A 25,009-nucleotide genomic window follows, 5' to 3' on the forward strand; every position below is an offset into this window, starting at 1 on the left:
GTCTCTGGTCAGCGATGCAGCCGATCGAGACGACCTGATCGACGCGCCCTGATCGGAACCGTCCGATCGGGACCCACCGCGACGCCGCCCGCACGTACCGCGCGGGCGGCTACGGCGTGCGGCGCACCTCGCTCACGCCCGGCAGCGCGGCCATGCGCGAGAGCAGCTCGCCGAGCTGCTCGAAATCGTTCACCTTGAGCGTGAAGCGCAGTTCGGCGGCGTTGCGCGCCTCGTCCAGTCGCGTGTTGACCGCGAGGATGTGCGCATTGCCCGCACCGATGATGTTGGTGAGATCCTTGAGCAGCCACTTGCGGTCGTAGGCGCGCACCAGCACGTCGACGCTGTAACTCTGCTTCTGCGCGCCGCCCCACTCCACCGGCAGCAGCCGCTCGGGTGCACGCGCGGTCAGCTGCGCAAGCGCCGGACAGCTGTCGCGATGCACCGTCACACCGCGGCCACGCGTCAGATACCCGACGATGGCATCGCCCGCGACCGGCTGACAGCAGCGCGCGAGCGTCACCATGAGGTTGCCGACACCTTCGATGGTGAAGCCCGACGCAGGCTTCGGCGGTTTTGCGAGCTGGCTCGGGCCGCGCGCGGGTTCGGCGCTTTGTTGCTGCGTTTCGTGCAGGGTGCGCGCGACCTGACTCGGCCCCACGTCGCCCAGCGCCACGGCCACGTGCAGGTCTTCGAGTTTCGCCAGGCGCAGTTTCGCCAGCACCGGTTCCAGGTCCGCCTGATGCAGCGCGAGCCGCTTGAGCTCCTTCTCCAGCATCTCGCGCCCGGCCGCGACGTTGCGCGCATGGTCGAGCTTGTGGAACCAGGCGCGCACCTTGTCGCGTGCGCGCGCGCTCGCAAGATAGCCGTTGTGTGCGAGCAGCCAGTCGCGCCGCGGTTCGGCGGTCTTGCCGGTCAGGATCTCGATGCGGTCGCCGCTCTTGGGCGCGAAATTCAGCGGCACGATGCGGCCGTTGACCTTGGCGCCCCGGCAGCGATGCCCGACCTCGGTGTGCACGTGGTAGGCAAAATCGAGCACGGTGCCGCCGCGCGGCAGATCGATCACCTGGCCCTGCGGCGTCAGCACGTAGATGCGGTCTTCGATCAGTTCGGTCGAAAGCCCGGCGAGCAGCGCGGCGTCTTCCTCGGTGTCCTTGCCTTCGAGCAATTGCCGCATCCACGCGATCTTGCGCTCGAAGCCCGCGTCGCCCGCGCCGCCTTCCTTGTAACGCCAGTGCGCGGCGACACCCAGTTCCGCGTGTTCGTGCATCTCGAACGTGCGGATCTGGATCTCCAGCGTCTTGCCGTGCGGTCCGACGACGGCGGTGTGCAGCGAACGGTAGTTGTTGCCCTTGGGGTTGGCGATGTAATCGTCGAACTCGGACGGCACCGGCGACCACAGTCCGTGCACGAGCCCGAGCGTGGCGTAGCAGCTGGCGATGTCGTCCACCAGCACGCGCACCGCGCGGATGTCGTAGAGCTCGCTGAAGGGCACGTCCTTGCGCTGCATCTTTTTCCAGATGCTGAAGATGTGTTTGGGGCGGCCCGCGACATCGCCGCGGATGCCGGCCTGTGCGAGCGCCGCGCGCAGTTGCGCCTTGGCCTGCTCGATGAAGCCTTCGCGGTCGCCGCGCTTTTCGTCGAGCAGCGCGGCGATGCGCCGGTAGGTGTCCGGATGCAGGATGCGGAAGACCAAGTCTTCCATTTCCCATTTCAGCTGCCAGATGCCGAGGCGGTTGGCGAGCGGCGCATGGATGTCGGCGGCCAGCTGCGCGAGGCGGCGGCGCTCGTCGTCCGGCAGGCGCTGCGCACCGCGCAGGCGCACGATCTGGCGCGACAGCAGGATCAGCACCACGCGAAGGTCGCGCACGATCGACAGCAGCAGGCGGCGCAGGCCTTCGGTGCCGCTGCGCGGATCGCGCTCGCCGTAGATCGACCAGACCTTTTCGGCCTGGCGCTGGCCGTCGATCAGGCTGGACGCGGTTTTCGGACAGACGGCGTCCGCCGCCTCGCCGAAGACGTAGAGCAGCGCGGCGGACAGGGTGTCGCCATCGGCGTGCAGGCGGTCAAGCTCGACCAGCGTCTGGGCAAGATCGGCGGCGACGTCGGCTGTCAGCGGGCGCGCCTGCGCGAAGGCGAGCACGTCCGCCGGCACCGCCGCGGCCGATGCGTCACGCGCGAGCAGCCAGTCGTCGAGCGACGCGATGCGAGGGTGACGCGGAACCATGCCGGCAGTGGACCCCAAAACGAAACGCCGGAGCAAGCTCCGGCGTTGTTCGATCTGCGCCGCGCGATCGTGGAGACCGGGCGGCGCGTTGGTTTGCGTGCGTCAGGGCGCAGTGACCGTCAGCGTGAAGGTCTGCTCGGCCGTCAGGTTGCCGTCGCTTGCGGTGACCGTGATTTCATATTCGTCCGCCGAGCCGCCGGCAGGCACGCCGAAAATCTGCCCCGTTGCCGGATTGTGGATGACACCGGCCGGCAGGCCCGTGATTGCGTAGGTCAGCACGTCGCCGTCCGGATCGCTGAATCCGAGCGCAGTCTGCTTGTCCAGCAATGCGCCTTCGGCCACAACGACGTCGGTCAGCTCTTCCTCGGTCTGGGGCGCGCCGTTCTCGTCGCTGACCGTCCACGAGAACGTGTCGCTGACCGTGCCCGAGTTGCCGTCGTCCGCCGTGATCGTGACCGAATACGGGCTGCCGACCGATGCGGTGTAGGCGATGACACCGGTGATCGTGCCGTTGGCCGACAGGCTCAGCCCTGTCGGCAGCGAGCCGCCGGTGACCGAGAAGGTTAGCGAGTCGCCCGCGTCGGCGTCGTCGAAGTTGCCGGCGATGTCGAGCGAGATGGCCTCGCCTTCCTCGTTGGCCTGATCGTCGATGGCCACCGCCACGGTCGGTGCGTTGTTGACGTTGGTCACGGTCAGCGTGAACGACTGGTCGACGCTCAGCGCCGTATCGCTGGCGGTGATCGTGACGTCGTAGACACCCGCCGACGCATTGCTCAACTGGCCGATCGCAAGACCGGTGGTCGGGCTGAAGATGATGCCGGGCGGGAGGCCGTTCGCGCTGTAGACCAGCACATCGCCATCCGGATCCGAGAAGCCGCCGGCGGTCTGGATCTCGAGCAGCGCGCCTTCCGCGAACTGGACGTTCGGCAACGTGCCGACCGCGATCGGCGCCCCGTTCTGGTTGGTGACCGTCAGCGTGAACGCCTGCTGCGCCGTGAGGCTGCCGTCGTTCGCGGTCACGACGACGTTGTAGACGCCGTTGGACGTGAAGCCCAGGTTGCCGCCGATGGCACCGGTGGTCTGGTTGATGGCGATGCCCGCGGGCAGGCCCGTGGCCGAGTAGGTCAGGGTGTTGCCGTCCGGATCGGAGAACGCACCGGCGGTGGCGATGGACACCACGCTGCCTTCGTTCAGGACCACGTTCGCAAGCGTACCGACGGGCAGCGGCGCCTGGTTCGCGACGAGGTTGATCGTCAGCGAGCGCGAGTTGTCCGCGATGAGCTGGTCGCCGTCGCTGGTCGGGTCGGAGAACACCGCCACCGCGGTCCGGGCGCCGGTACCGGCCGCCTTGCGCGTCAGCGTGTAGACCTGCGATGCGCCCGGCTGCAAGGTGCCGAGGTTGTGCGTGAGGGCGCCGTTGCCGCCTGCGCAATAGGTCTCGGTGCCTTGCGGCGCGGCGCCGCAGCCCACGGTCTGGATGCTCGGCGACACGCTGCCGCTGGCCTTGGGCACGAATTCGCGCACCCGCACGCCCACCGCCGGGCCGTCACCGTCGTTGGTGACGAGCACCTTGTACGTGATGCCGTTGACCGCCGCGAGCGGCTGGTTGATGAACTGGTCCGCCAGGCCGGTGACATTCAGGCGCGCGCCCTGCACGTCGAGGAATTCGACCCGCAGGTTGGCGCTGCTCTCGAAGTCGCCGCGGAACAGGCCGCCGGTCTCCGGCAGCGGCACGTTGGCGTCGGTGACGGCATGGCAACGCAGCAGCGGACCGTCGCCCTGCGTCAGCTCGGGCGCGAGACCGCCGCTGGACAGCGAATAACGCAGCGACTCGACGCCGTACAGCACCTTGGTCTCGCCGTTGGTGTCGCGCACCGACAGCGACAGCGGGCTGCTGCCGACGCCGGCGTAGCTTTCGCACAGTGCGGGTTCGAGCAGCGCGGTCTGGAACTGGCGCGGGGCGCCGAAGTCGTAGGTGAACAGCGGCGTGCTGCCGACCTGCGCCAGACCGAGCGACACGTTGTCCACGGTGAGCCGCAGTCCGCCCGGCACCGCCTTGGCGCAGCTCTTGGCGGCGGTTTCGCCGTCGACCCATTCGATCATCGTCTGATCGTTGCCGAGCTCGTACAGGCCGAGCGCGGCCTCGCCGTCCTTGCTCGCGAGGATGCCGGCGGTGCAGAGCGGGACGGGCAGTTCGTCGAGGCCGGCGGCGGGTTTGGTCTGGGCCTGCAGCGGGGAGACGGCGGCGGCGATCAGTCCGGCCAGGGCCAGTCGCCACGAAGTACCGTTCATTTTGCCCGATGCGCGTTGCGCCTGGCGGCGTTCAAACGAAGCCTTAGCCATCAATCCTCACTCCATGTTCCGCTCGCGGTTTTGCGCCGCAGCAGAGATTGCAATCCGTGAATTTCCGGTTCTTCCGGGCACTTGGCCGGGGAACCCTTCGCCCCAGAGACCATTTCTGGCTGTTGCTATGCGGCTGAATTGTAGCTAACCGATGGATTCAATAGTGAATCTTTTGTAAATTTTTGGCCCTCGCAGTTCAATTTGCCGACCGGCGGTTATTTTCCGTGCAAATTGCTTTTCGCGGCCACGGGCCCGCGGGCCGACCCTAGGCAAGGCGGCCGGGCTTGCTTAGACTCGTCGTCCCCCCGATCCCGGTTCCGCCTCCCGTGACGATCCGCCATTCCGCGTGCCGCGTCGGCGTCCTCGCCGCGCTTGTCCTGCTGTTCTCCGCCGCCACGGCCCACGCCGCCACGTTTTCCACGCTGGAGGAGCGCATGAGCGCCAGCCAGTTCAAGGCGGCCGGACTCGACAAGCTCTCGCCCGAGGAACTCGCCGCCCTCAACGCGTGGCTGCAGGGCAACGCCGTGCCTGCGGGCACCGCCGCTCCCGGCATGGCGCCCGCGGACGCCGGAAGCCGCATCGGCTTCCGCGAGCAGAGCCCCACTGGCTCCGTGGTCAGCCGCCTGGACGGCACCTTCACCGGCTGGGACGGCAAGACCCGTTTCAATCTCGAGAACGGGCAGGTCTGGGAGCAGGCCGAACAGGGCACGGTGCGCGGGGTGAATTTCGATCGGCCGATGGTGACGATCGAACCGGGTCTGTTCGGCAGCTGGAAGCTCAAGGTCGAAGGCCTGAACGCGACGACGCGCGTGAAGCGCATCAAGTAACGTCGGCCGCGGACACGGCGCGCCGCGGCCGGGTGCCGTCCGCGCTGTTCAGCCCAGGGTTTCCAGGCGCTTCGCGAGGCGTTTGCCCGACACCGGATGGGCGGTGCCCAGTTCCTGCGCGAACAGCGACACGCGTAGTTCCTCCAACTCCCAGCGCAATGCCTGCCAGTCCGGCAGCGACCACGCCGGCGTGCCGCGCGCGCGCTCCAGCGCCTGCACGAACGGGCGCACCTCCAGCATCTTGGCCTGGTCCTTGGCCGGGTCGCGCAGCAGGCGTTCGACGCGGCGGAGCATGGCGTCGAGGTAGCGCGGCAGGTGCGCGAGCGCGGTAGCCGGGGTTTCGCGCAGGAAGCCGGGATAGACGAGGCCGTCGAGCTGGGTGCGCAGGTCGTCGAGGTTGCCCTGGGCCCAGCCCATCAGCGGCGGTTGCAGTTTCGGACGCAGCGCGCCGACGGCGGCGAGGATGGTTTCGGCCAGTTGCAGGCGCTGCATCGCTTCGGGGAAGAGGCGGCGGCCGGCGTCGGCGACGCGGGCGTCGAAGGCCTCGCGGGTGCGGACGGCACCGAGGCCGTCGTCGAGCACGGCGTTGAGGGCGGCGGCGACGAGGTCGTCGCGCAGGCGTTCCTGCGATTCGATCGCGGCGTAGAGCAGGCCCGTTTTCGGCGACACGGGCAGTTGCTTGCGGGCCTGCTTGATGCGGTCGGCGAGCGCGAGTTCGAGCAGGCGACGGACGCCGCGCGGGTGTTCGCGCGATGCCTGCGCGATGTCGGCGAAGACGCGCAGCGCGGCGGCGTCGCCGGTGTCGACGAGGGCGGGGAATGCCGGCACGCCGGCTTCGCCCGGCACGGACGGCGGGATCGGATCGCGCGGGAACGTGGTGAGGCCTTCGGCGGCGAGATCGCGGCCGGCGCGGGCGGCGAAGGCGCGCTCGGCCTTGTCGCCGAATTGCGTGCGCAGCGCGGCGAGGTCGCGCGATTCGGCGAGTTTCGTGTTGTCCTTCGCGAGCAGGCGCAGGTTCATGCGCAGGTGCGGTTCGAGTGCGGGTTCGTCGAAGTCGGTCGGCGCCAGCGGCGCGCCGGTGGCGCGGGTGAGGAAGCGTGCGAGTTCGCCGTGCAGCGTGTCGGGCGATGGCTTGGGCCAGGCTTCGGCGAAGGCGCGGGCGAAGTCGGGTGCGGGCACGTAGTTGCGGCGCTGGGCTTTCGGCAGGCCGCGGATCAGGGCCGCGGCCTTGTCGAGCACGAGGCCGGGGACGAGCCAGCCCAGCCGCGCGGGGTCGAGGGCGTTGAGCAGGTGCAGCGGGACGTCGAGCGTCACGCCGTCGTCCGGTGCGCCGGGTTCGAAGCGGTAGTGCAGTGCGAGGCGTGCGTCACCGAGCGGGAAATACTTCGGGAAGCGGTCGGCTTCGCTGCCTTCCCCGGGTAGCAAGTCGGCCATCGACCATTCGAGGCCTTTCTTCGCGGCCTCGGGCAGCTCGCGGTACCACTTGTCGAGTGCGACGACGCTGTTGAGATCGGGCGGCAGGCGGTCGAGATACCAGCGCGCCTGCCAGTCCGCGTCCGCGACGAGGCCGCCGCGACGCAGCTTGGCCTCTTCCTCGTTTGCCTTCTCCAGCATGGCGAGGTTGCGTGCGAGGAAGCCGGCGCGGGTGTCGACTTCACCCGGCACCAGGCCTTCACGCACGAAAATCTCGCGCGATTCGGTCGGATACAGGCCGCCGTAATGCACCGGCCGCTTCGGCGCCAGCACGAGGCCGAACAGGCTGATCTGCTCGGAGCCGATCACGCGGCCCTGCGCGCGCGACCAGCGCGGCTCGAAGTGCCTGCGCGCGAGCAGGTGCGGCAGCTCGGCGATGACCCAGTCGGGCTCGATGCGTGCATTGGTGAGGCCCCACACCTTCTGCGTGTCGAGCAGCGTGGCGGAGAGCACCCACGGCGGCGGCAGCTTCGCGAGCGTCGAGCCGGGGAACAGCGAGAAACGCCGGCCGCGCGGGCCTTCGTACAAACCCTTGTCGGTCTTGTTGCCGACCTGCGTGGCGAGGCCGGCGATCAGCGCGCGGTGCATCGCGGCGTAGTGTTTGCCGAACGCGCCGGACGATTTCTCCGCGGGCGCCCTGCCCTGCTGGCCCTTGGATTCGCGGATCTTCTGCTGGCGTGCGGCGAGGCGTGCGTCGATCACCGGCGGTGGTGTCGCGGGCACCTCGGCCACCGGCGCCGGCTCGATCGTCCAGCCGAGTTCGTCGCACAGCACCACCAGCTGGCGATGCAGTTCGCGCCACTCGCGCATGCGCAGGAAGCCGAGGAAATGTTTCTCGCACCAGTCGCGCAGCTTCGACTGCGTGAGATCTTCGTGTGCGACGCGATACGCGTCCCACAGCTTGAGGATGCCGACGAATTCCGACTTTGGATCGGCGAACTCCGCATGCGCCTGGTCCGCCGCCTGACGATGTTCGGGCGGGCGCTCGCGCGGGTCCTGGATGCCGAGGAAGGATGCGATCGCCAGCATCTCGCGCAGCACGCCGTGCTCGCGCGCGGCGATCAGCATGCGGCCGAGTTTCACGTCGATCGGCAGGCGCGCGAGCGTGCGGCCGATGGCAGTGAGGTGGCGCTCCGCATCGACGGCGCCCAGTTCCTGCAGCTGCTGCCAGCCGTCGGCCACGGCGCGGCTGTCCGGCGCTTCGAGGAAGGGGAAATCCTCCACGCGGCCGAGCCCGAGGCTGAGCATGCGCAGGATCACACCGGCCAGCGAGGCGCGCAGGATTTCCGGATCGGTGTACTGCGGGCGCGAGAGATAGTCGGGCTCGGAATACAGGCGGTAACACACGCCCGCGGCGATGCGGCCGCAGCGACCCTTGCGCTGGTCGGCGCTGGCGCGGCTGATCGGTTCGATGTGCAGGCGGTCGAGTTTGGCGCGCGGGCTGTAGCGCTTCACGCGTGCGGCGCCCGGGTCGACGACGTAGCGGATGCGCGGCACCGTCAGCGAGGTTTCGGCCACGTTGGTGGCGAGCACGATGCGGCGTTTGCTGCCGGGGTTGAAGATCCGGTCCTGGTCCTTGGCCGAGAGGCGCGCGTAGAGCGGCAGCACTTCGGTGTCGCGGTATTTGCGGCGTTCCAGCGCCTGGTGCGTGTCGCGGATTTCGCGTTCGCCGGGGAGGAAGATCAGCGTGTCGCCGCGGGCGTCTTCGCGCGTGATTTCGTCCATCGCCGCGACGATGGATTCGACGGCGGATGGCGGTTCGCGCGGGGGCGGCGGTTTTTTTCCGCGCGGTGCCTCGGTGTCGACTTCGGACGCGGTGCCGTCGTCCGGCGCGCGGTAACGCACCTCCACCGGATAGCTGCGGCCTTCCACGCTCACCACCGGCGCATCGTCGAAGTGCTTGGCGAAGCGTTCGGTGTCGATCGTGGCGGAGGTGACGATGAGCTTGAGGTCGGGACGCTTGCGCAGCAGCGTCTTGAGGTAGCCGAGCAGGAAGTCGATGTTGAGGCTGCGTTCGTGCGCTTCGTCGACGATGATCGTGTCGTAGTTGGAGAGGAAGCGATCGGACTGGATTTCCGCCAGCAGGATGCCGTCGGTCATGAACTTGATGTGCGTTCGCTCGGACACGCGATCGTTGAAGCGCACCTGGAAGCCGACCGCGCCACCGAGTTCCACCTGCAGCTCCGACGCCACGCGCGTGGCCACCGCACGCGCGGCGATGCGGCGCGGCTGGGTGCAGCCGATCATGCCGGCGGCACCGCGGCCGGCGGCCAGGCACATTTTCGGCAGCTGCGTGGTCTTGCCCGAGCCGGTTTCGCCGGCCACGACGATGACCTGGTGGCGGCGGATCAGGTCGATGATCGTCTCGGCCTCGCGCGCCACCGGCAGGGTGTCGTCGAAGGTGGGCACGGGCAGGCTTGCGGCGCGTGTCTCGCGCGCGGCCACGGACGCGGCCAGCGCCTGCTCGAAGGCCAGGCGCGCGGCCTCGTCCCGCGGTGCCGCACGTGCACGCGACTGCAGGCGGCGCAGGCGGCCCTGGTCGCGCGTCAGCGCGGACGCAAGCGATGCGGGCGGCTGGGGAGGCGTGGCTGAATTCAAGGCAGGAGATCCGGCACGGCGGTGCTTTGCAGGGATGGCCAATCGGCCCAGAATATCGGCCGGATCGATGCAATCGATTTCCCTGCGCGCGCAAAGCGGCGCAGGATACCGCCAAGCCCACGCGAGGAGAACGAAAGATGAAGATCGATATCGGGATCGACGACAAGAAACGCAAGAAGATCGCGGACGGACTGTCGCATTTCCTCGCCGACAGCTACACGCTGTACCTGAAGACGCACAATTTCCACTGGAACATCACCGGCCCGATGTTCAACTCGCTGCACGTGATGTTCGAGACCCAGTACACCGAGCAGTGGACCGCGCTCGACGACATCGCCGAACGCATTCGCGCGCTCGGCCACAACGCGCCGGGGTCGTACGCGGAGTTCGTGAAGCTGTCGTCGATCAAGGAAGAGACCGGGCTGACCAACGTGCCGGAATGGCGCGAAATGGTGGCGCAGCTCGTCTCGGGCAACGAGGCGGTGTGCCGCACGGCACGCAAGGTGCTCAAGACGGCGGACGAGGCCGGCGACGACCCGACCGTGGATCTGATGACCCAGCGACTGCAGACGCACGAGAAGTACGCCTGGATGCTGCGCTCCCTGCTCGAGTGAGTCGAGCGGCGCGCGGGCGGGACGGCGGAGGACCGTCGTCCCGACGTCGTTCCGCGCCGCGTGCGTGGCCGCCGCCGGGTGCATGCCAGCGGCACCGGGACGGCGTGCCTGTTGCACGTTTGTGGCGGCGCGGTGTCGGCCGCGCAACCGCTCAGCCACAGAAACAAGCCGCCTGTCGGCGCCGGGCGCCGCGATGACAGCCCCGCGACACTAAAACGACAGTCCGGCGTCGAATTTGTTGCAAGTGTCATATTTCCGCAATCTTGCATGCCTAGGCTGCGCGCATCCCCACCGCAGGCCGATCGCCATGCTTTCCCGTCGTCTGGTTCTTGCCGCGTGCATCCTTGCCGCACCCGCCGCGCCGGCGTCCGCCGAGATCGTGTTCGATGTGATCGGCGGCTCGGAAGTCTCGCTCGAAGGCCTGCTCCAGGCCGACGGCAACTGGTATGACAGCGATGTTGCAGACCTCAACGGCAGCGGCAACAACGGCGACGACAGCGAATTCGAGCTGCGTCGCGCCGAAGTGGTGGTGAAAGGCAAGGGCCCGGGCAACGTCGAGTGGGTGGTCGGTTACGACGCCAAGGCCGACAAGTTCCTCGACACCAACGTGCGCTACAAGTGGGGCGCATACACCGGCATCACCGTCGGCCAGGCCAAGCAGCCCAACAGCCTGGAAGAGCTGACCAGCACGCGCTTCAACGATTTCATCGCCAAGGCCAGCGCCACCAACACCTTCGGCATCGCGCGGCGGCTGGGCGTGCAGCTTGCGACCGGCGACGAGAACTGGTCGCTGACGGGCGGCATGTTCGGACGCGAACTCACGCGCAATCTCGCGCACGGCTCGGGCTTCGGTCTGCGCGGCACGTTCGCGCCGCTCAACCGCCCCGGCAGTTTCCTGCACCTGGGCCTGTCGGCGGTCGATGTCGACACCGACAACGACACCGCGCGTCCGCGCGCCCGTCCGCTGGCCGACCTCGCCACGGTGCGGCTGGTGGACACCGGCGACATCACCGATGCCGACCGCCAGCGTACGTACGGCGCCGAGGCGGCGTGGGTGTCCGGGCCGGTCAAGCTGCAGGGCGAATACATGCAGTCCACGATCTCGCGCCTCGCGCATTCGGATTTCAGCGGCGACAGCGCCTACGTCTACGCGCTGTGGAACATCACCGGCGAAACCTGGACCTACCGCAACGGCCTCATTTCCACCGCGCTGCCGGACAACCCCACCACCGGCCTGTGGCAGGTGGGACTGCGCTACGACACGATCGATCTGGACGACGGCTCGGTCCAGGGCGGCGAGATGGACAGCGTCACGCTCGGCGCCAACGTCTACCTGCGCTCGAACTTCAAGCTGGCACTGAACTACGTGCAGGCGCAGAGCACACGGCGCGGCATCGACGACGATCCGGGCATCGTCGAAGCCCGCGCCCAGCTGCACTGGTAGCCCCGGCGCACATCCGCACCCGCGCAGATCCGCCCAGGACGCACGCTGTCACACGACTGTCATCGTTGTCACAAATCATGGGCGCATTGGCCGAAACCGCGCCCACCCTTTTGGAACCAGGAGTCCTCCGTGCTCAATTTCCGCATCAAGTCCCGTCTCGCCGTCCTCGCTCTCGCGGCGCTGGCGGGCACCTGTGCACAGGCCGCCGACATCACCGGTGCCGGTGCGTCGTTCGTGTATCCGGTGATGTCGAAGTGGTCGGCCGACTACAACGGCGCCACCGGCAACAAGGTCAACTACCAGTCGATCGGATCCGGCGGCGGCATCGCGCAGATCAAGGCCGCGACGGTGGATTTCGGCTCGTCCGACGCGCCGCTGAGCCCGGACGATCTGTCCGCGGCCGGCCTCGCGCAGTTTCCGTCGGTGATCGGCGGCGTGGTGCCGGTGGTGAACCTGCCGGGCATCGCGCCGGGCACGCTGAAGTTCGACGGCACCCTGCTCGCCAACATCTTCCTCGGCACGGTCAAGACCTGGGACGACCCGGCCATTGCCGCGCTCAATCCGGGCGTGACGCTGCCGTCGAGCCGCATCACCGTCGTGCATCGCTCGGACGGTTCCGGCACCACGTTCAACTTCGTCAACTACCTCTCGAAGGTGAGCCCGGAGTGGAAATCGAAGGTCGGCGAAGGCACGGCGGTAAAGTGGCCCACCGGCATCGGCGGCAAGGGCAACGAAGGCGTGGCCGCCTACGTGAAGCAGGTCAAGGGCGGCATCGGCTACGTGGAACTGTCGTACGCGCTGCAGAACAAGATGGGCTATGCGCTGCTGAAGAACGCCGCGGGCAACTTCGTCGCGCCGAGCGCGGAGAGCTTTGCCGCCGCCGCCGCCAATGCCGACTGGGGCACCGCCAAGGACTTCCATCTCATCATCACCGACGCGCCGGGTGCGGGCTCGTGGCCGATCGCGGCGACCAACTTCATCCTCGTGCACAAGCAGCCGAAGGATGCGGCCCGCGCCACCGCCACGCGCGAGTTCTTCGCCTGGGTCTACGCCAACGGCGACGCGCAGGCGAAGGCGCTCGACTACGTGCCGCTGCCCGACGAGCTGGTGACGAAGATCGAAGCGTACTGGGGCGAGAACCTCAAGTTCTGATCGTGCAACGGCAGGCGGCTTCGGCCGCCTGCTGCGTTCTGTCACCGAAACCGGCGACAATTGCTGCGCTCGGACCGGCGACAATTGCTCTGCTCGACGGAATACGACACCGCTGCATCGGCACCTCACCGTCGCCCCGGCGAAGGCCGGGGCCCAGTGACGTTGCTTCGGCGGGATGACGCGTAGAGCGAGCGTCACTGGGTCCCGGCGTTCGCCGGGACGACGGGATTCGCGATACACCCGCACCACCCGCACCATCAAAGCATCCAGACAAAGATCCCCGATGTCAGCGATCGACGCCCTGCCCCCCATCGTGATCCAGCGCCGCGACCGCCGCGATGCACGCGCCGATCGTGCATTCCGCTGGGCGATGACCGGTGCCGGACTGTTCGTGCTGATCGCGCTCGCCGGCGCCGCGCTTTCGATGCTGATCGGCGGCTGGGAGGCGTTCGAGACGTTCGGACTGTCGTTCCTGACGACCGCCAACTGGGACGTGGGTGCGCGCGAATTCGGCGCGCTGGTGCCGATCTACGGCACGCTCGTGACCGCCGGCATCGCGATGCTGATCGCGGTGCCGATCAGCTTCGGTATCGCGCTGTTCCTCACCGAAGTGGCGCCGCCGTGGCTGCGCGGGCCGGTGGGCTCGGCGATCGAGCTGCTCGCCGGCATCCCGTCGATCATCTACGGCATGTGGGGCCTGTTCGTGCTTGCACCGGCGCTGAGCGAACACGTCTACCCCTACATCAACGACTACCTCGGCGAGATTCCGTGGCTCGGCCCGCTGTTCCAGGGGCCGCCGCTGGGCATCGGCATGCTGACTGCGGGCCTCGTGCTCGCGATCATGGTGATCCCGTTCATTTCCTCGGTGATGCGCGAGGTGTTCCTCACCGTGCCGACGCGGCTGAAGGAGTCGGCCTATGCCCTCGGCTCCACCACGTGGGAAGTGGTGTGGGACATCGTGCTTCCCTACACACGCTCGGCCGTCATCGGCGGCGTGTTCCTGGGCCTTGGTCGCGCGCTTGGCGAGACGATGGCGGTCACCTTCGTGATCGGCAATGCGTATTCGCTGTCCGTCGGGCTGCTCGAACCGGGCTCGTCGATCGCCTCCACCATCGCCAACGAGTTCGCCGAAGCCATCGACCCGCTGCACAAGTCCGCGCTGCTGGCGCTGGGCTTCCTGCTCTTCGTGCTGACCTTCATCGTGCTGGCCGCGGCGCGGCTGATGCTGGCGCAGCTGCAGCGCCGCGAGGGCCGCTGACGTGACCGCAATCGCACGCAACTACGCCCGCGAAGACCGCCTCTACCGCCGGCGGCGGTTCCGCAACGGCGTGGCGATGGTGCTGTCGGGCTTTGCCGCGATCTTCGGCGTGCTGTGGCTGGTGTGGATCCTGTGGACCACGGTCAGCAAGGGCGTGAGCGCGATGGATCTTGCGCTGTTCACCCAGATGACGCCGCCGCCGAACGAGGACGGCGGCCTGCTCAACGCCTTCGCCGGCAGCCTGATCATCAGCATGCTCGCGATCGCGATCGGCACGCCGATCGGCATCGCCGCCGGCACCTTCCTCGCCGAATACGCTGCGCACAGCAGGCTCGGCGGGCTCATCCGCTTCGTCAACGACATCCTGCTGTCCGCGCCGTCGATCGTGCTCGGCCTGTTCGTCTACACCCTCGTGGTGCTGCAGATGGGGCACTTCTCCGCGCTCGCCGGCGCGATCGCGCTCGCGTTCATCGCGCTGCCGGTGATCGTGCGCACCACGGACGAAATGCTGCGCCTGGTGCCGGCGCAGATGCGCGAAGCGGCGCTCTCGCTCGGCATCCCGCAGTGGAAGGTGACGCTGCAGGTGCTGCATCGCGCCGCGCGCCCGGGTATCGTCACCGGCGTGATCCTTGCACTTGCGAGAATTTCCGGCGAAACCGCGCCGCTGCTGTTCACCGCCTACAGCAACCAGTTCTGGAGCACCGATCTGCTCGCGCCGATGGCGAACGTGCCGATGGTGATCTTCCAGTACGCGATGAGCCCGTACGAATCGTGGAACGCGCTCGCGTGGGCCGGCGCCTTCGTCGTGACCGTGTTCGTGCTGTTGCTGAGCCTCATCGCCCGCGCCATCCTGCTGCGCAACAAGACTCCGAGCAATGACTGATCCCAACCCCTCCCCGCGCACACCCGTCTCGCTCGCCGTCCCGGCCACCGCGGACGCTTCCGACACGCGCGTGAAGCTCGCCGCGCGCGAACTCGCCTTCCACTACGGCGACTTCACCGCGATCAAGAGCATCGATCTCGACATCCCCGAGCACCGCGTCACCGCACTGATCGGGCCGTCGGGCTGCGGCAAGTCGACCCTGCTGCGCATCTTCAACCGCATCTATTCGATCTACCCCGGACAGCGCGCGACAGGCCGCGTGCTGCTCGACGGCGAGAACGTGCTCGATCCGAAATATCCGCTCAACCGCCTGCGCAGCAAGATCGGCATGGTGTTCCAGAAGCCGGTGCCGTTCCCGATGTCGATCTACGACAACGTGGCCTACGGCATCGGTCACTACGAAAAACTCTCGCGCGCCGACATGGACAACCGCGTCGAGGCCGCGCTGCGCCAGGGCGCGTTGTGGGACGAGGTCAAGGACAAGCTCAAGAACAATGCGCTCGGCCTGTCCGGCGGTCAGCAGCAGCGCCTGTGCATCGCACGCGCCATCGCGCTGCGGCCGGAGGTGATGCTGTTCGACGAACCGACCTCCGCGCTCGATCCCATCGCCACCGGCAAGATCGAGCAGCTGATCGCCGAGCTCAAGCAGGAATTCACCATCCTCATCGTCACGCACAACATGCAGCAGGCCGCGCGCTGCTCGGACTTCACCGCCTTCATGTACTTGGGCGAGCTGATCGAACACGGGGCAACGGACACGATTTTCACGCGCCCGGCGAAGCAGCAGACCGAGGACTACATCACCGGTCGCTTCGGCTGACCGCCGATCGCGCCGCCCAGGACCCAGGCCCATGCACAACCAACCGCACAACCACATCGTCAAGAGCTACGACGAGGAGCTGCAGCGGCTCACCGGCGAAATCGTCCGCATGGGCGAAATCGCGGTGTACCAGCTCGGCGCCGCGATCGACGTGCTCGACCGCCGCGACAGCCGCGCGGCCGAGCGCGTGATCGCCAACGACGACGCCATCGACGTGCTCGAACACGACGTCAGCCACGGCGTGCTGCGCCTGCTCGCGCTGCGCCAGCCGATGGCGCGCGACCTGCGCGACGTGCTGGCCGCGCTGCGCATTGCAGCTGCCATCGAACGCATCGGCGATTACGCGGCGAATGTCGCCAAGCGCACGATGACGCTCAACATGCACCCGCCGGTGGCACCGGCGCGCGGGCTGCGCACGCTCGCGGACATCGCGTCGGGCATGGTCAACGACGTGTTGCGCGCCTACCAGGAACGCGACGCCGACCTCGCGCGCGCGGTGCGCGAGCGCGACGCCGAGCTCGACACGCTGCACACCTCGCTGTTCCGCGAACTGCTCACGTACATGATGGAAGACCCGCGCACCATTTCCAGCTGCGCGCACCTGCTGTTCATGGCCAAGAACATCGAACGCATCGGCGACCACGCCACCAACATTGCCGAAAACGTCTGGTTCCTCGTACACGGCGAGGAACTGCAGGGCGAACGCGACAAGCGCGACGACAGCAGCGCGCCCGCACCCTGAATCGCCCGCTCGGCGGCCGATTGCCGCCGCGCCGAACGTACCGGCCGCGCACGCGGTCGGCGCCGCGTCGCGTGCTGCGACGCAGCAACGGCTGCAGCCTCTTCGGCAAGCTCGCCCGGTCGCATCCGCGCGACGCATCGCCTCGCGCCCCCACACCGGGCAACGGCGCGGCAGTACCATCGCGGCGTGCCCACACGCAGCGCTCCGGCCGGGGCGTCGCCAGCGGGCACCGCATCGGCGTGCCGCCGGTGCGGTCCGTCGTCCGCCCGCCGGGCGGTGTTCCGCGGGCAACGTGCCCGCTCCTTCTCCGGGAGAGAAACCATGTCGAACAATTTCAAACCGCTCGGTCTTGCCGTCGGCGTCGCGTTCGTCGGCTCGCTTGCGCTCGCGCAGGCGGCGGGCGCGTCGGCGTTCAGCGTCACGGACCTGCCCTCGGGCTACCAGGTGGGCGAGAAAGGCAAGGAAGGCAGCTGCGGCGAAGGCAAGTGCGGTGAGGGCAAGTGCGGCGTCGACACACTCGACACCGACAAGAACGGCAGCGTATCGGCCACCGAATTCGCCGCCAGCGGCAAGGATGCGGCGCACTTCGCCAAGCTCGATGCGGACGCCGACGGCGCCGTCACCCAGACCGAATGGGACAGCGCCAAGGCCGCGATGGAAGGCAAGTGCGGCGAAGGCAAGTGTGGCGAGGGCAAGTGCGGCGGTGAGAAGAAGTAGCGCCGCTGCGATGCGACGCGTACGTCGCGCGTGCGTGCGGCCGCGATGAGCGTGGTCGCATCGCGATCGCCGGCGCCCGGCGCCGGTCTCGGACTGCGGCGGGCCCTGTGCGGCCCGCTGCAGGACGCGCCGGACGGCGCCATCGATTTTCTCGAAGTGGCACCGGAGAACTGGATCGGCGTCGGCGGACGGCACGGACGCGCGTTTGCCGTACTGGCCGAACGTTACCCGATCGCCTGCCACGGCCTGTCGCTCTCGCTCGGCGGGCCCGAACCGCTCGACGAGCCCTTCGTGCACACCCTGCGCGGTTTCCTCGACCGCTACCGCGTGCCCATCTACAGCGAACACCTGAGCTACTGCAGCGACGACGGCCATCTGTACGACCTCATGCCGATCCCCTTCACGGACGAGGCCGTCACGCACGTGGCCGCGCGCATCCGCCGCACGCAGGACATCCTCGGGCGTCGCATCGCGGTGGAAAACATTTCGTATTACGCGGCGCCCTATCGCGAACTGCGCGAGATCGACTTCGTCAACGCGGTGCTGCGCGAGGCCGACTGCGACCTGCTGCTCGACGTCAACAACGTCCACGTCAACAGCGTGAATCACGGCTACGACGCCCTCGAATTCCTGCATGCGCTGCCGGCGGCACGCGTGCGCTGCATCCATGTTGCCGGCCACTACGTCGAGGCGCCGGACCTGCTCGTCGATACCCACGGCGCCGCCGTGGTCGGCCCGGTCTGGGACCTGCTGGCCGCGGCGTACGCCCACGCAGGCGTGCTGCCGACCCTGCTCGAACGCGATTTCAACCTTCCGCCGCTGCCCGTGCTGCTCGACGAGCTGGGCACCGTGCGGCGCATCCAGCAGGCCGCGCTTGCGCACGAAACGCAGGTTCGCAGCCATGTCGCCTGACGCCACGCGCGCACCGGCCCGGCTGCATGCGCAGCAGACCGCGTTTGCCGCACACCTGCGCGATCCGGATGCGGCACCGGCGCCGGACGGCGTCGAAGAACGCCGGCTGCAGGTGTATCGCGAGCTGTTCTACAACAGCATCCAGGGCCTGCTCGCGAACAATTTTCCCGTGATCCGCGCGCTGCTCGGCGACACGCGGTGGCACGCGCTGGTGCGTGCCTTCTACCGCGAACACCGCAGCCGGACGCCGCTGTTCCCGCAGATCGGGCGCGAGTTCGTGCAGTGCCTCGAACACCGCGGGCAGGCCGACACCGACGATCCGCCCTTCCTGGCCGAACTTGCGCAGCACGAATGGGTGGATGTGGCGCTGTCGCTGGACGAGACCGACCTTGCCGCCATCCCGCACCGGCGCGACGGCGATCTGCTCGACGGCGTGCCGGTGCCGTCGCCGCTCGCCTGGCCGCTTGCCTACCGCTGGCCCGTGCACCGCATCGGCCCCGCGTTCGCGCCGCGGACGCCACCGGACGCGCCGACCCTGCTGCTGGTACTGCGTGATCGGACCGATGCCGTGCACTTCAAGCAGATCGATGCGCTCGCGTTCGCACTGCTGCAGGCGCTGCACGACAACGGCGCGCGCCCTCCCGCGGCGCAGCGCACCGGGCGCGAGCTGCTGCACGCGCTGGCCGACAGCGCGGGGGCCTACGATCGTGCACGGTTCGTGGCGCAGGGTGCAGCACTGCTGGACCAGCTGCGCGTGCGCGACGCGGTGCTCGGCGCGCTCTGATCCGGGCGGCGGGTTCGGCAAGTGGTCGATGACGGCGCGTTCGAGGAAAGCCCCACGAGCCGCCGGCGAAGCGTCCGAAGCATTCGTGTACGCGAAACAAGGATGACCGCAGACTGGGGGAGGGTTTGCCCACAAGCGCCCCCTTCCGGCTGCCGCCACCTTCCCCCGCTGCGCGGGAGAAGGACTTCACGACATACTGCGACGCAGAGTGCGACAGCGCGTCGGCGAAGCGCCCGGAGCGTTCGTTTACGCGAAATGACGATGACCGCAGGCTGGGGAGGGTTCGTCGACAAGCCCCCCTTGCGGCCGCCGCCACACAGACACCCTTCGTCTCCCACGCGGCGGGGACTCTGTCGCAGGCCGGAGCGCTTCCCGACACGATCCACCGCCGCCCCGTTGACCCTTTCCTCTCCCGCGCAGCGGGGGAGGATGCCGGCAGGCAGGAGGGGGCATTCCGCGATCCGCAGCCCAGCTCCCGCCTGCGACACCCCGCACATGCAGGAGAGAATTCTTCGGCGCGGCCGCTCGCCGCGCGCCGCTCGCCGCTAGCCGCCACCCGCCCGCCGCTCGCCGCCAACCGCAACTCCGGCAACAGTCGCCGCTTCGCGGCGCGGCAAGCGACGGCCACCCGCGCATCGCACCTGCCGCCGGAACGGCTATCCAGAAACGACAACGGCCGCTTTCGCGGCCGTGTCTTCGGAACCTGTTGCTGAGAACTCAGCCGGCGGACTTCGCCGCGCCGAGATCTTCCTTGATGCGGGCTGCCTTGCCCTCGAGATCGCGCAGGTAGTACAGCTTGGCGGCGCGCACGGCGCCACGGCGCTTGACGGTGACCGAGTCGATCGACGGCGAGTGGGTCTGGAACACGCGCTCCACGCCCGTGCCGTGCGAGATCTTGCGCACCGTGAAGGCCGAGTTCAGGCCGCGGTTGCGCTTGGCGATCACCACGCCTTCGTAGGCCTGCACGCGTTCGCGGTTGCCTTCCTTGACCTTGACGTTGACGACGACGGTGTCGCCCGGGCCGAAATCGGGCAGCTTGCGCTGCGACTGTTCGGCTTCGAATTCCTGGAGCAGCTTGTTCATGATTGCACCGTACCCGCGAGCGGGAATTTGTTGTGTAGTTCTCGGGATTGCGCGTCCGCGCCTGAACGGGCGGTGGCAAGCTGCGCATTATAGCGGTTTTCTTGCCGGCGGCGCTAGTGGGCGGCGCGTGACTGCCATGATCGGCCGCGTCGACCGGACAACGCCCGTCCGCCCACCGTCGTCCCGGCGAACGCCGGGACCCAGCGACGTTGCTCGGACACGCCAAAGCGCCGCAGTGGGACGCGAGGGCACGTCACGCCACCAGGTCCCGGCGTTCGCCGGGACGACGGGATTGTCGCCATCGTCACGTCGGGCGACGCGTCTCGCGACGCGGTCAGCGCGCTGTCGAGCCCTGCTGTCGCAACCAGTCCTGCATGAACCCGTCGAGCAGCACACGATCTGCCTTCGACAACGTCATGCGCGCCAGCAGGTCGGGGCGCCGCAACCAGGTGCGACCGAGCGACTGCTGGCGGCGCCAGCGGGCGATGGCGGCATGGTCGCCGGAGAGCAGCACCGGCGGCACGGATTCGCCCTCGAATTCGTCCGGCCGCGTGTAGTGCGGGCAGTCGAGCAGGCCGTTCTCGAAACTGTCCTGCGCGGCACTGTCGGCATCGTTCAGCGCGCCGTCCTGCAGGCGCCCGACCGCGTCGATCACCACCGCCGCGGCCAGTTCGCCGCCCGAAAGCACGTAGTCGCCGATGGAGAGTTCCTCGTCGATTTCCGCGGCGATCAAACGCTCGTCGATGCCTTCGTAGCGGCCGCAGACGAGGATGAGGCGCGGCAATGCGGCCAGTTCGCGCACCCGACGCTGGGTCAAGCGCGCGCCCTGCGGCGTGACGTAGATGGTGTGCGCAGGCTCGGACGCGGCGGCGCGCATCGCGGCCAGGCAGTCGCGCAGCGGCTGGTTCGACATCACCATGCCGGGGCCGCCGCCGAAGGGGCGTTCGTCGATGCGACGGTAGTTGTCGTGGGTGTGGTCGCGCGGATTCCAGGCGCGGACCGCAAGCAGGCCGCGCTGCTGCGCACGGCCGATCACGCCGACGGCGGCCGCGGCGTCGATGAACTCGGGAAACAGGGTGAGGACATCGATGCGCATGCGGGGAACCTCGGTGGGTTGCGGGACTCGCTCCGCCTGTTTTCTGGCGACGTCAACGGCCCTGGCCGCTCGCGCCGTGCGCAGCCCTGCGCACCGCCGGAGGCTGCAACACCCCACACCGGTCCGTGGGATAGCAGCGACCGCAGCGCTAGAAATCCGGATCCCAGTCGACCTCGATCACACCCGCATCGAGATCGACGCGCTTGATCACGCTGTCCATCAGGAACGGAACCAGTCGCTCTCTGGCGTCGTCGCGCACCGACAGCACGTCGTTGGCGCCGGTCGCGAACACGTGCGACACGCGGCCAAGCGACACGCCCTCGACCGTGAGCACACGCAGACCTTCAAGATCCACCCAGTAGTATTCGCCGGGCCTGGGCGCCGGCATCAGCAAGCGCGGCACCCAGATTTCGGTGCCGATGGCGGCTTCGGCCGCATCGCGGGTACTGATGTCGGGAATGCGAACGATCAGGCCCTTGCCCTGCGGCTTGCCTTCGATGCGTTCGACGACGCGCTCGACCCCGCGCTGGCGCAGGATCCACGGCCGGTACGTGAAGATGGCTTCGAGCGGCTGCGTGTGCGACAGGACCTTGACCCAGCCCTGCACCCCGAACACGCCCGCGATCCGGCCGAGCAGGACACGGCGTTCATCGCTCATGCCCTGCGCTCCGTGCGCCGGTTCAGGCGGCGGCGGCGGCCGGCTGCGGCGCCGCGGCGGCCTGCTTGTACAGCTGCGCGACCTTGTCGGTCATCTGCGCGCCGACGCCGACCCAGTACTTCACGCGCTCGGCGTCCAGCACCAGGCGCGGCTCGTTGCCCTGCGCGACCGGGTTGTAGAAGCCGAGGCGCTCGATGGCACGGCCGTCGCGCTTGTTGCGCTGATCGGTCACGACGATGTGGTAGAAGGGGCGCTTCTTGGCGCCGCCGCGGGTCAGACGGACCTTGACCATGGGAAATATGCTCTGTGGTTCAGAAAAGGGGCTCGGGCGCGGACGCGCAGCGAGCCGCGCATATTAGCGCAGGCAGGGGATGAAGTGAAGCATCGAACCGGGGGCAGCGGGCAGGCGCGCGACGGGGGCGTTCGGTCGGTGTTGCCTGCGTGGATGGGCGGCGGATGGATCGAACGCTCCGTTGCAACTCGCCCGCCATCATTTCACCTTCGATCAACCACCGTCGTCCCGGCGAAAGCCGGGACCCAGTGGCGCTGCTTGACGTTCCGGCGCACATGGTCACCAGACAACGCCGCTGGGTCCCGGCGTTCGCCGGGATGACGGTGGTGTGGGCGACGCGCGTCCTTGCCGGCCTGCGCAGCGGCACGTGATGCCGGCGCGCCGCGTCAGCGCATCCCGGGGAAACCCCGCCCACCCATCATGCCCTTCATCCCGCGCAGCATGCCCTTCATGCCGCCGGACGAGAGCTTGGACATCATCTTTTCCATCTGCATGAACTGTTTCATCACCTTGTTCACGTCGGCCGGCGTGGTGCCCGAGCCCTTCGCGATGCGCGCGCGGCGCGAGCCGTTGAGCAGCGCCGGATGGCGGCGCTCCTTCTTGGTCATCGAGCCGATGATCGCGATCATGCGCGGCACTTCCTTGCCGGTGACCTGGTTCTTCATGTGCTCGGGCACCTGGCCCATGCCCGGCAGCTTGTCCATCAGGGCGTGGATGCCGCCCATGTTCTGCATCTGTTCGAGCTGGTCGCGCATGTCGTTGAGGTCGAACTTCTTGCCCTTGGCGACCTTCTCGGCGAGTTTCTGCGCCTTCTCCTGATCGACGTCGCGCTCGACCTGCTCCACGAGCGAGAGCACGTCGCCCATGTCGAGGATGCGGCCGGCGATGCGTTCGGGGTGGAACACGTCGAGGCCGTCCATCTTCTCGGACGTGCCGATGAACTTGATCGGGCGGCCGGTGATGTAGCGCACCGACAGCGCCGCGCCACCGCGGGCGTCACCGTCGGTCTTGGTCAGCACCACACCGGTCAGCGGCAGCGCATCGGCGAAGGCCTTGGCGGTGTTGGCGGCGTCCTGGCCGGTCATCGCATCGACGGTGAACAGGGTTTCGACGGGATTTACGGCGGCGTGCAGCGCCTTGATCTCGGCCATCATCGCCTCGTCGATGGCAAGGCGGCCGGCGGTATCGACCAGCAGCACGTCAACAAAGCTCTTCTTCGCGTCCGAGATCGCGGCGCGCACGATGGCTTCGGGCTTCTGCGAGGGGTCCGACGGGAAAAACAGCGCGTCGACCTGCTGGGCGAGCGTCTTGAGCTGCTCGATCGCGGCCGGGCGGTAGACGTCGGCCGAGACCACCATCACCTTTTTCTTGCGGCGCTCCTTGAGCAGCTTCGCGAGCTTGCCGACGGTGGTGGTCTTGCCCGCGCCCTGCAGGCCGGCCATCAGGATCACGGCCGGTGCCGGCACGTTGAGGTTCAGCTCCGCGCTCTGCGCGCCCATCACCGTGGTGAGTTCGTCGCGCACCACCTTGATCAGGGCCTGGCCGGGCGTGAGGCTGCGCAGCACGTCCTGGCCGACGGCGCGCACCTTGATGCGTTCGATCAGCGCCTGCACTACGGGCAGCGCGACGTCGGCTTCGAGCAGCGCCACGCGCACGTCGCGCAGCGCCTCGCGGATGTTTTCCTCGCTCAGGCGGCCGCGGCCGCGCAGGCGCTGGACGGTGGTGGACAGGCGTTGGCTGAGCGACTCGAACATGGCGGGCGGTGCGCTGGAAAACGGCCGCCGAGTATAGCCGAGGCCACGCGTCGGCCCGACGCGCACGCCGCCGCCGCGCGGCGGTGACGGGCGCAAGGATGCGGGGGATGACGCACGCCAATCCGCCCGGCCGTGTGCGACACTTGCTGAATGACTCTCGCCATCCTCGCCGCCGTGTTGTATGTGGCCGCGGCGGCGCTGCAGGCGCGCGCGGTGTTCCGCGATCGCGCCGATGCGACCGTCCCCGGCGCGCTGCTCGCGCTGGCGGGCGTGACGCTGCACGCCGCCGACCATGTGCGCGCGCTGCTTGCGACCGGCGCGGTGGAACTGCATTTCTTCGCCGCGCTGTCGCTGGTGGCGTTGGGGGTCGCGCTGCTGACGGCCGCGTTGAGTTTTGCACGACCGGTCGGCGCGCTGGGCGTGGTGCTGTATCCGATCGCGGCACTGCTCGCGCTGCTGTATGCCGCCACCCGTTCCCACGAAGCTGCCGGCGCCGCGCTAGGCTGGCAGATCCAGCTGCACGCCGGCCTGGCGCTGCTGGCCTACGCCACGCTCAGTGTCGCTGCCCTGCTCGCGATCATGCTGTGGCTGCAGGAGCGGGCGCTGCGCCGCCGGCAGGTTTCGCCGCTGCTGCGCGCGTTTCCGCCGCTGACGCTGCTGGAGGCGCTGATGTTCCGGCTCATCGCCGCCGGGTTCGCGCTGCTGACGCTGGCATTGCTTAGCGGCGCGGTGTTCGTCGAGAATCTCTTCGCCCAGCACCTGGTGCACAAGACGGTGCTTTCGCTGCTGGCGTGGGGAGTGTTCGGCGCGCTGCTGATCGGGCGCCTGCGCCACGGCTGGCGCGGGCGCCGGGCGGTGCGCCTGACGCTGAGCGCGATGGCCCTGCTCGGGCTCGCGTTCTTCGGAAGCAAGTTCGTCCTGGAACTGGTGCTGGCACGCGCGTGAACGGGAAGTTCGATCCACCATCGGATGCCTCCGCGGTCGGACGCCGCTTCCACCGCTTTCCGGTGGACGGCAGCGTCAAGCTGTACTCGGGCACCACGATGTGGACCACCCGGCTCATCGACATGTCGCTGCGCGGCGTGCTGGTGGAGCGCCCGGCCGACTGGACCGGCACGCCGGGCTCGCGCTACCGGCTCGACCTGCGCCTGGACGGCGGCGTGATGATCGGCATGGGCGTGGAGCTGGCGCGCATCATCGACGGCAACCTCGGCTTCAACTGCGTCAAGATCGATCTGAACAGCTTCGCGCAGCTGAAGCGGTTGATCGAGTTGAACCTCGGCAACACCGAATCGCTGGGGCGGGAGCTGTCGTCGTTCGGGGAGTGAGCGCCCG

General features: G+C 68.5%; 20 protein-coding genes and 1 pseudogene. 13 read left to right on the forward strand and 8 right to left on the reverse strand.

Features of this window, described 5'->3' with window-relative positions:
• Positions 1 to 109: 109 nt before the first annotated feature.
• Both HNQ52_RS02835 and HNQ52_RS02840 read right to left on the reverse strand, forming a co-directional pair.
• Positions 110 to 2,224, reverse strand: a complete 2,115-nt coding sequence (locus HNQ52_RS02835; RefSeq protein WP_183959569.1) for a RelA/SpoT family protein — start codon at positions 2,222 to 2,224, stop codon at positions 110 to 112.
• A 102-nt stretch (positions 2,225 to 2,326) separates the two neighbouring features.
• A complete protein-coding gene (locus HNQ52_RS02840) occupies positions 2,327 to 4,516 on the reverse strand; it encodes a putative Ig domain-containing protein (RefSeq protein WP_183959570.1) in 2,190 nt (729 codons plus the stop codon).
• Between the two features lie 377 nt (positions 4,517 to 4,893).
• Here HNQ52_RS02840 and HNQ52_RS02845 point away from each other — a divergent pair, with 377 nt between their 5' ends.
• Positions 4,894 to 5,394: a hypothetical protein gene (locus HNQ52_RS02845; protein ID WP_183959571.1), complete on the forward strand. Its 501-nt coding sequence runs from the start codon at positions 4,894 to 4,896 to the stop codon at positions 5,392 to 5,394.
• 48 nt (positions 5,395 to 5,442) lie between these two features.
• Here the strand turns inward: HNQ52_RS02845 and hrpA are convergent, their stop codons facing one another.
• On the reverse strand, positions 5,443 to 9,465 hold the full coding sequence (hrpA, locus tag HNQ52_RS02850) for an ATP-dependent RNA helicase HrpA (RefSeq protein ID WP_246387477.1): 4,023 nt from the start codon (positions 9,463 to 9,465) through the stop codon (positions 5,443 to 5,445).
• Positions 9,466 to 9,605: 140 nt separating this feature from the next.
• Between hrpA and HNQ52_RS02855 the strand changes: the two are divergent.
• The 10 genes and pseudogenes from HNQ52_RS02855 to HNQ52_RS02900 all read left to right on the forward strand — a co-directional run.
• Positions 9,606 to 10,079: pseudogene (locus HNQ52_RS02855) on the forward strand (Dps family protein); the annotation flags it as partial.
• Between the two features lie 307 nt (positions 10,080 to 10,386).
• Positions 10,387 to 11,523 (forward strand): OprO/OprP family phosphate-selective porin, encoded by a 1,137-nt coding sequence (locus HNQ52_RS02860; RefSeq protein WP_183959573.1) that lies wholly within the window; start codon positions 10,387 to 10,389, stop codon positions 11,521 to 11,523.
• Between the two features lie 129 nt (positions 11,524 to 11,652).
• Positions 11,653 to 12,675, forward strand: coding sequence for a phosphate ABC transporter substrate-binding protein PstS (pstS, locus tag HNQ52_RS02865; RefSeq protein WP_425486445.1), 1,023 nt, complete (start codon positions 11,653 to 11,655; stop codon positions 12,673 to 12,675).
• Between the two features lie 283 nt (positions 12,676 to 12,958).
• A complete protein-coding gene (gene pstC, locus HNQ52_RS02870; RefSeq protein ID WP_183959574.1) occupies positions 12,959 to 13,933 on the forward strand; it encodes a phosphate ABC transporter permease subunit PstC in 975 nt (324 codons plus the stop codon).
• Positions 13,934 to 14,009: 76 nt separating this feature from the next.
• Positions 14,010 to 14,816 carry a phosphate ABC transporter permease PstA gene (pstA, locus tag HNQ52_RS02875; RefSeq protein WP_183959946.1) on the forward strand — a complete coding sequence of 269 codons (807 nt, stop codon included), beginning with the start codon at positions 14,010 to 14,012 and terminating at the stop codon, positions 14,814 to 14,816.
• Positions 14,809 to 15,636, forward strand: a complete 828-nt coding sequence (gene pstB / locus HNQ52_RS02880) for a phosphate ABC transporter ATP-binding protein PstB (protein WP_183959575.1) — start codon at positions 14,809 to 14,811, stop codon at positions 15,634 to 15,636. Before pstA ends, pstB begins: the two co-directional genes overlap by 8 nt.
• A gap of 31 nt (positions 15,637 to 15,667) precedes the next feature.
• Positions 15,668 to 16,378 (forward strand): phosphate signaling complex protein PhoU, encoded by a 711-nt coding sequence (gene phoU, locus HNQ52_RS02885; protein ID WP_183959576.1) that lies wholly within the window; start codon positions 15,668 to 15,670, stop codon positions 16,376 to 16,378.
• 321 nt (positions 16,379 to 16,699) lie between these two features.
• Positions 16,700 to 17,095: an HvfA family oxazolone/thioamide-modified RiPP metallophore gene (locus HNQ52_RS02890; protein WP_183959577.1), complete on the forward strand. Its 396-nt coding sequence runs from the start codon at positions 16,700 to 16,702 to the stop codon at positions 17,093 to 17,095.
• 45 nt (positions 17,096 to 17,140) lie between these two features.
• Entirely contained in the window at positions 17,141 to 18,007 is an 867-nt protein-coding gene (locus HNQ52_RS02895) for an HvfB family MNIO-type RiPP peptide maturase (protein ID WP_183959578.1), read from the forward strand.
• Complete coding sequence (locus HNQ52_RS02900) at positions 17,997 to 18,791, forward strand: HvfC family RiPP maturation protein (RefSeq protein WP_183959579.1); 795 nt, start codon at positions 17,997 to 17,999, stop codon at positions 18,789 to 18,791. The genes HNQ52_RS02895 and HNQ52_RS02900 overlap by 11 nt, the downstream gene beginning before the upstream one ends.
• A 717-nt stretch (positions 18,792 to 19,508) precedes the next feature.
• On the opposite strand, the gene rplS is transcribed toward HNQ52_RS02900, so the two are convergent.
• From rplS to ffh, 5 genes are all read right to left on the reverse strand, one after another.
• Positions 19,509 to 19,874 (reverse strand): 50S ribosomal protein L19, encoded by a 366-nt coding sequence (gene rplS, locus HNQ52_RS02905; protein WP_183959580.1) that lies wholly within the window; start codon positions 19,872 to 19,874, stop codon positions 19,509 to 19,511.
• 334 nt (positions 19,875 to 20,208) lie between these two features.
• Positions 20,209 to 20,970 carry a tRNA (guanosine(37)-N1)-methyltransferase TrmD gene (gene trmD / locus HNQ52_RS02910; RefSeq protein ID WP_183959581.1) on the reverse strand — a complete coding sequence of 254 codons (762 nt, stop codon included), beginning with the start codon at positions 20,968 to 20,970 and terminating at the stop codon, positions 20,209 to 20,211.
• Between the two features lie 148 nt (positions 20,971 to 21,118).
• A complete protein-coding gene (gene rimM / locus HNQ52_RS02915) occupies positions 21,119 to 21,628 on the reverse strand; it encodes a ribosome maturation factor RimM (protein ID WP_183959582.1) in 510 nt (169 codons plus the stop codon).
• Between the two features lie 22 nt (positions 21,629 to 21,650).
• Entirely contained in the window at positions 21,651 to 21,920 is a 270-nt protein-coding gene (gene rpsP, locus HNQ52_RS02920) for a 30S ribosomal protein S16 (RefSeq protein WP_183959583.1), read from the reverse strand.
• A 386-nt stretch (positions 21,921 to 22,306) separates the two neighbouring features.
• Positions 22,307 to 23,674 carry a signal recognition particle protein gene (gene ffh, locus HNQ52_RS02925; protein WP_183959584.1) on the reverse strand — a complete coding sequence of 456 codons (1,368 nt, stop codon included), beginning with the start codon at positions 23,672 to 23,674 and terminating at the stop codon, positions 22,307 to 22,309.
• 150 nt (positions 23,675 to 23,824) lie between these two features.
• Between ffh and HNQ52_RS02930 the strand changes: the two genes are divergently transcribed.
• Together HNQ52_RS02930 and HNQ52_RS17350 are read left to right on the forward strand one after the other, a co-directional pair.
• Positions 23,825 to 24,619, forward strand: coding sequence for a cytochrome C assembly family protein (locus tag HNQ52_RS02930; RefSeq protein WP_246387479.1), 795 nt, complete (start codon positions 23,825 to 23,827; stop codon positions 24,617 to 24,619).
• Positions 24,616 to 25,002 (forward strand): PilZ domain-containing protein, encoded by a 387-nt coding sequence (locus tag HNQ52_RS17350; protein WP_183959585.1) that lies wholly within the window; start codon positions 24,616 to 24,618, stop codon positions 25,000 to 25,002. The genes HNQ52_RS02930 and HNQ52_RS17350 overlap by 4 nt, the downstream gene beginning before the upstream one ends.
• Positions 25,003 to 25,009: the final 7 nt, after the last annotated feature.

This window comes from Chiayiivirga flava (assembly GCF_014202825.1).
GTDB lineage: Bacteria > Pseudomonadota > Gammaproteobacteria > Xanthomonadales > Xanthomonadaceae > Chiayiivirga > Chiayiivirga flava.

What these genes read in the sequence shown, in the direction of transcription:
- HNQ52_RS02835 (WP_183959569.1), bottom strand. Translation starts at nt 2,224, where the DNA reads ATGGTTCCGCGTCACCCTCGCATCGCGTCGCTCGACGACTGGCTGCTC.
- HNQ52_RS02840 (WP_183959570.1), bottom strand. Translation starts at nt 4,516, where the DNA reads ATGAACGGTACTTCGTGGCGACTGGCCCTGGCCGGACTGATCGCCGCC.
- HNQ52_RS02860 (WP_183959573.1), top strand. Translation starts at nt 10,387, where the DNA reads ATGCTTTCCCGTCGTCTGGTTCTTGCCGCGTGCATCCTTGCCGCACCC.
- pstC (WP_183959574.1), top strand. Translation starts at nt 12,959, where the DNA reads ATGTCAGCGATCGACGCCCTGCCCCCCATCGTGATCCAGCGCCGCGAC.
- pstA (WP_183959946.1), top strand. Translation starts at nt 14,010, where the DNA reads ATGGTGCTGTCGGGCTTTGCCGCGATCTTCGGCGTGCTGTGGCTGGTG.
- pstB (WP_183959575.1), top strand. Translation starts at nt 14,809, where the DNA reads ATGACTGATCCCAACCCCTCCCCGCGCACACCCGTCTCGCTCGCCGTC.
- phoU (WP_183959576.1), top strand. Translation starts at nt 15,668, where the DNA reads ATGCACAACCAACCGCACAACCACATCGTCAAGAGCTACGACGAGGAG.
- HNQ52_RS02890 (WP_183959577.1), top strand. Translation starts at nt 16,700, where the DNA reads ATGTCGAACAATTTCAAACCGCTCGGTCTTGCCGTCGGCGTCGCGTTC.
- HNQ52_RS02895 (WP_183959578.1), top strand. Translation starts at nt 17,141, where the DNA reads ATGAGCGTGGTCGCATCGCGATCGCCGGCGCCCGGCGCCGGTCTCGGA.
- HNQ52_RS02900 (WP_183959579.1), top strand. Translation starts at nt 17,997, where the DNA reads ATGTCGCCTGACGCCACGCGCGCACCGGCCCGGCTGCATGCGCAGCAG.
- rplS (WP_183959580.1), bottom strand. Translation starts at nt 19,874, where the DNA reads ATGAACAAGCTGCTCCAGGAATTCGAAGCCGAACAGTCGCAGCGCAAG.
- trmD (WP_183959581.1), bottom strand. Translation starts at nt 20,970, where the DNA reads ATGCGCATCGATGTCCTCACCCTGTTTCCCGAGTTCATCGACGCCGCG.
- rimM (WP_183959582.1), bottom strand. Translation starts at nt 21,628, where the DNA reads ATGAGCGATGAACGCCGTGTCCTGCTCGGCCGGATCGCGGGCGTGTTC.
- rpsP (WP_183959583.1), bottom strand. Translation starts at nt 21,920, where the DNA reads ATGGTCAAGGTCCGTCTGACCCGCGGCGGCGCCAAGAAGCGCCCCTTC.
- ffh (WP_183959584.1), bottom strand. Translation starts at nt 23,674, where the DNA reads ATGTTCGAGTCGCTCAGCCAACGCCTGTCCACCACCGTCCAGCGCCTG.
- HNQ52_RS02930 (WP_246387479.1), top strand. Translation starts at nt 23,825, where the DNA reads ATGACTCTCGCCATCCTCGCCGCCGTGTTGTATGTGGCCGCGGCGGCG.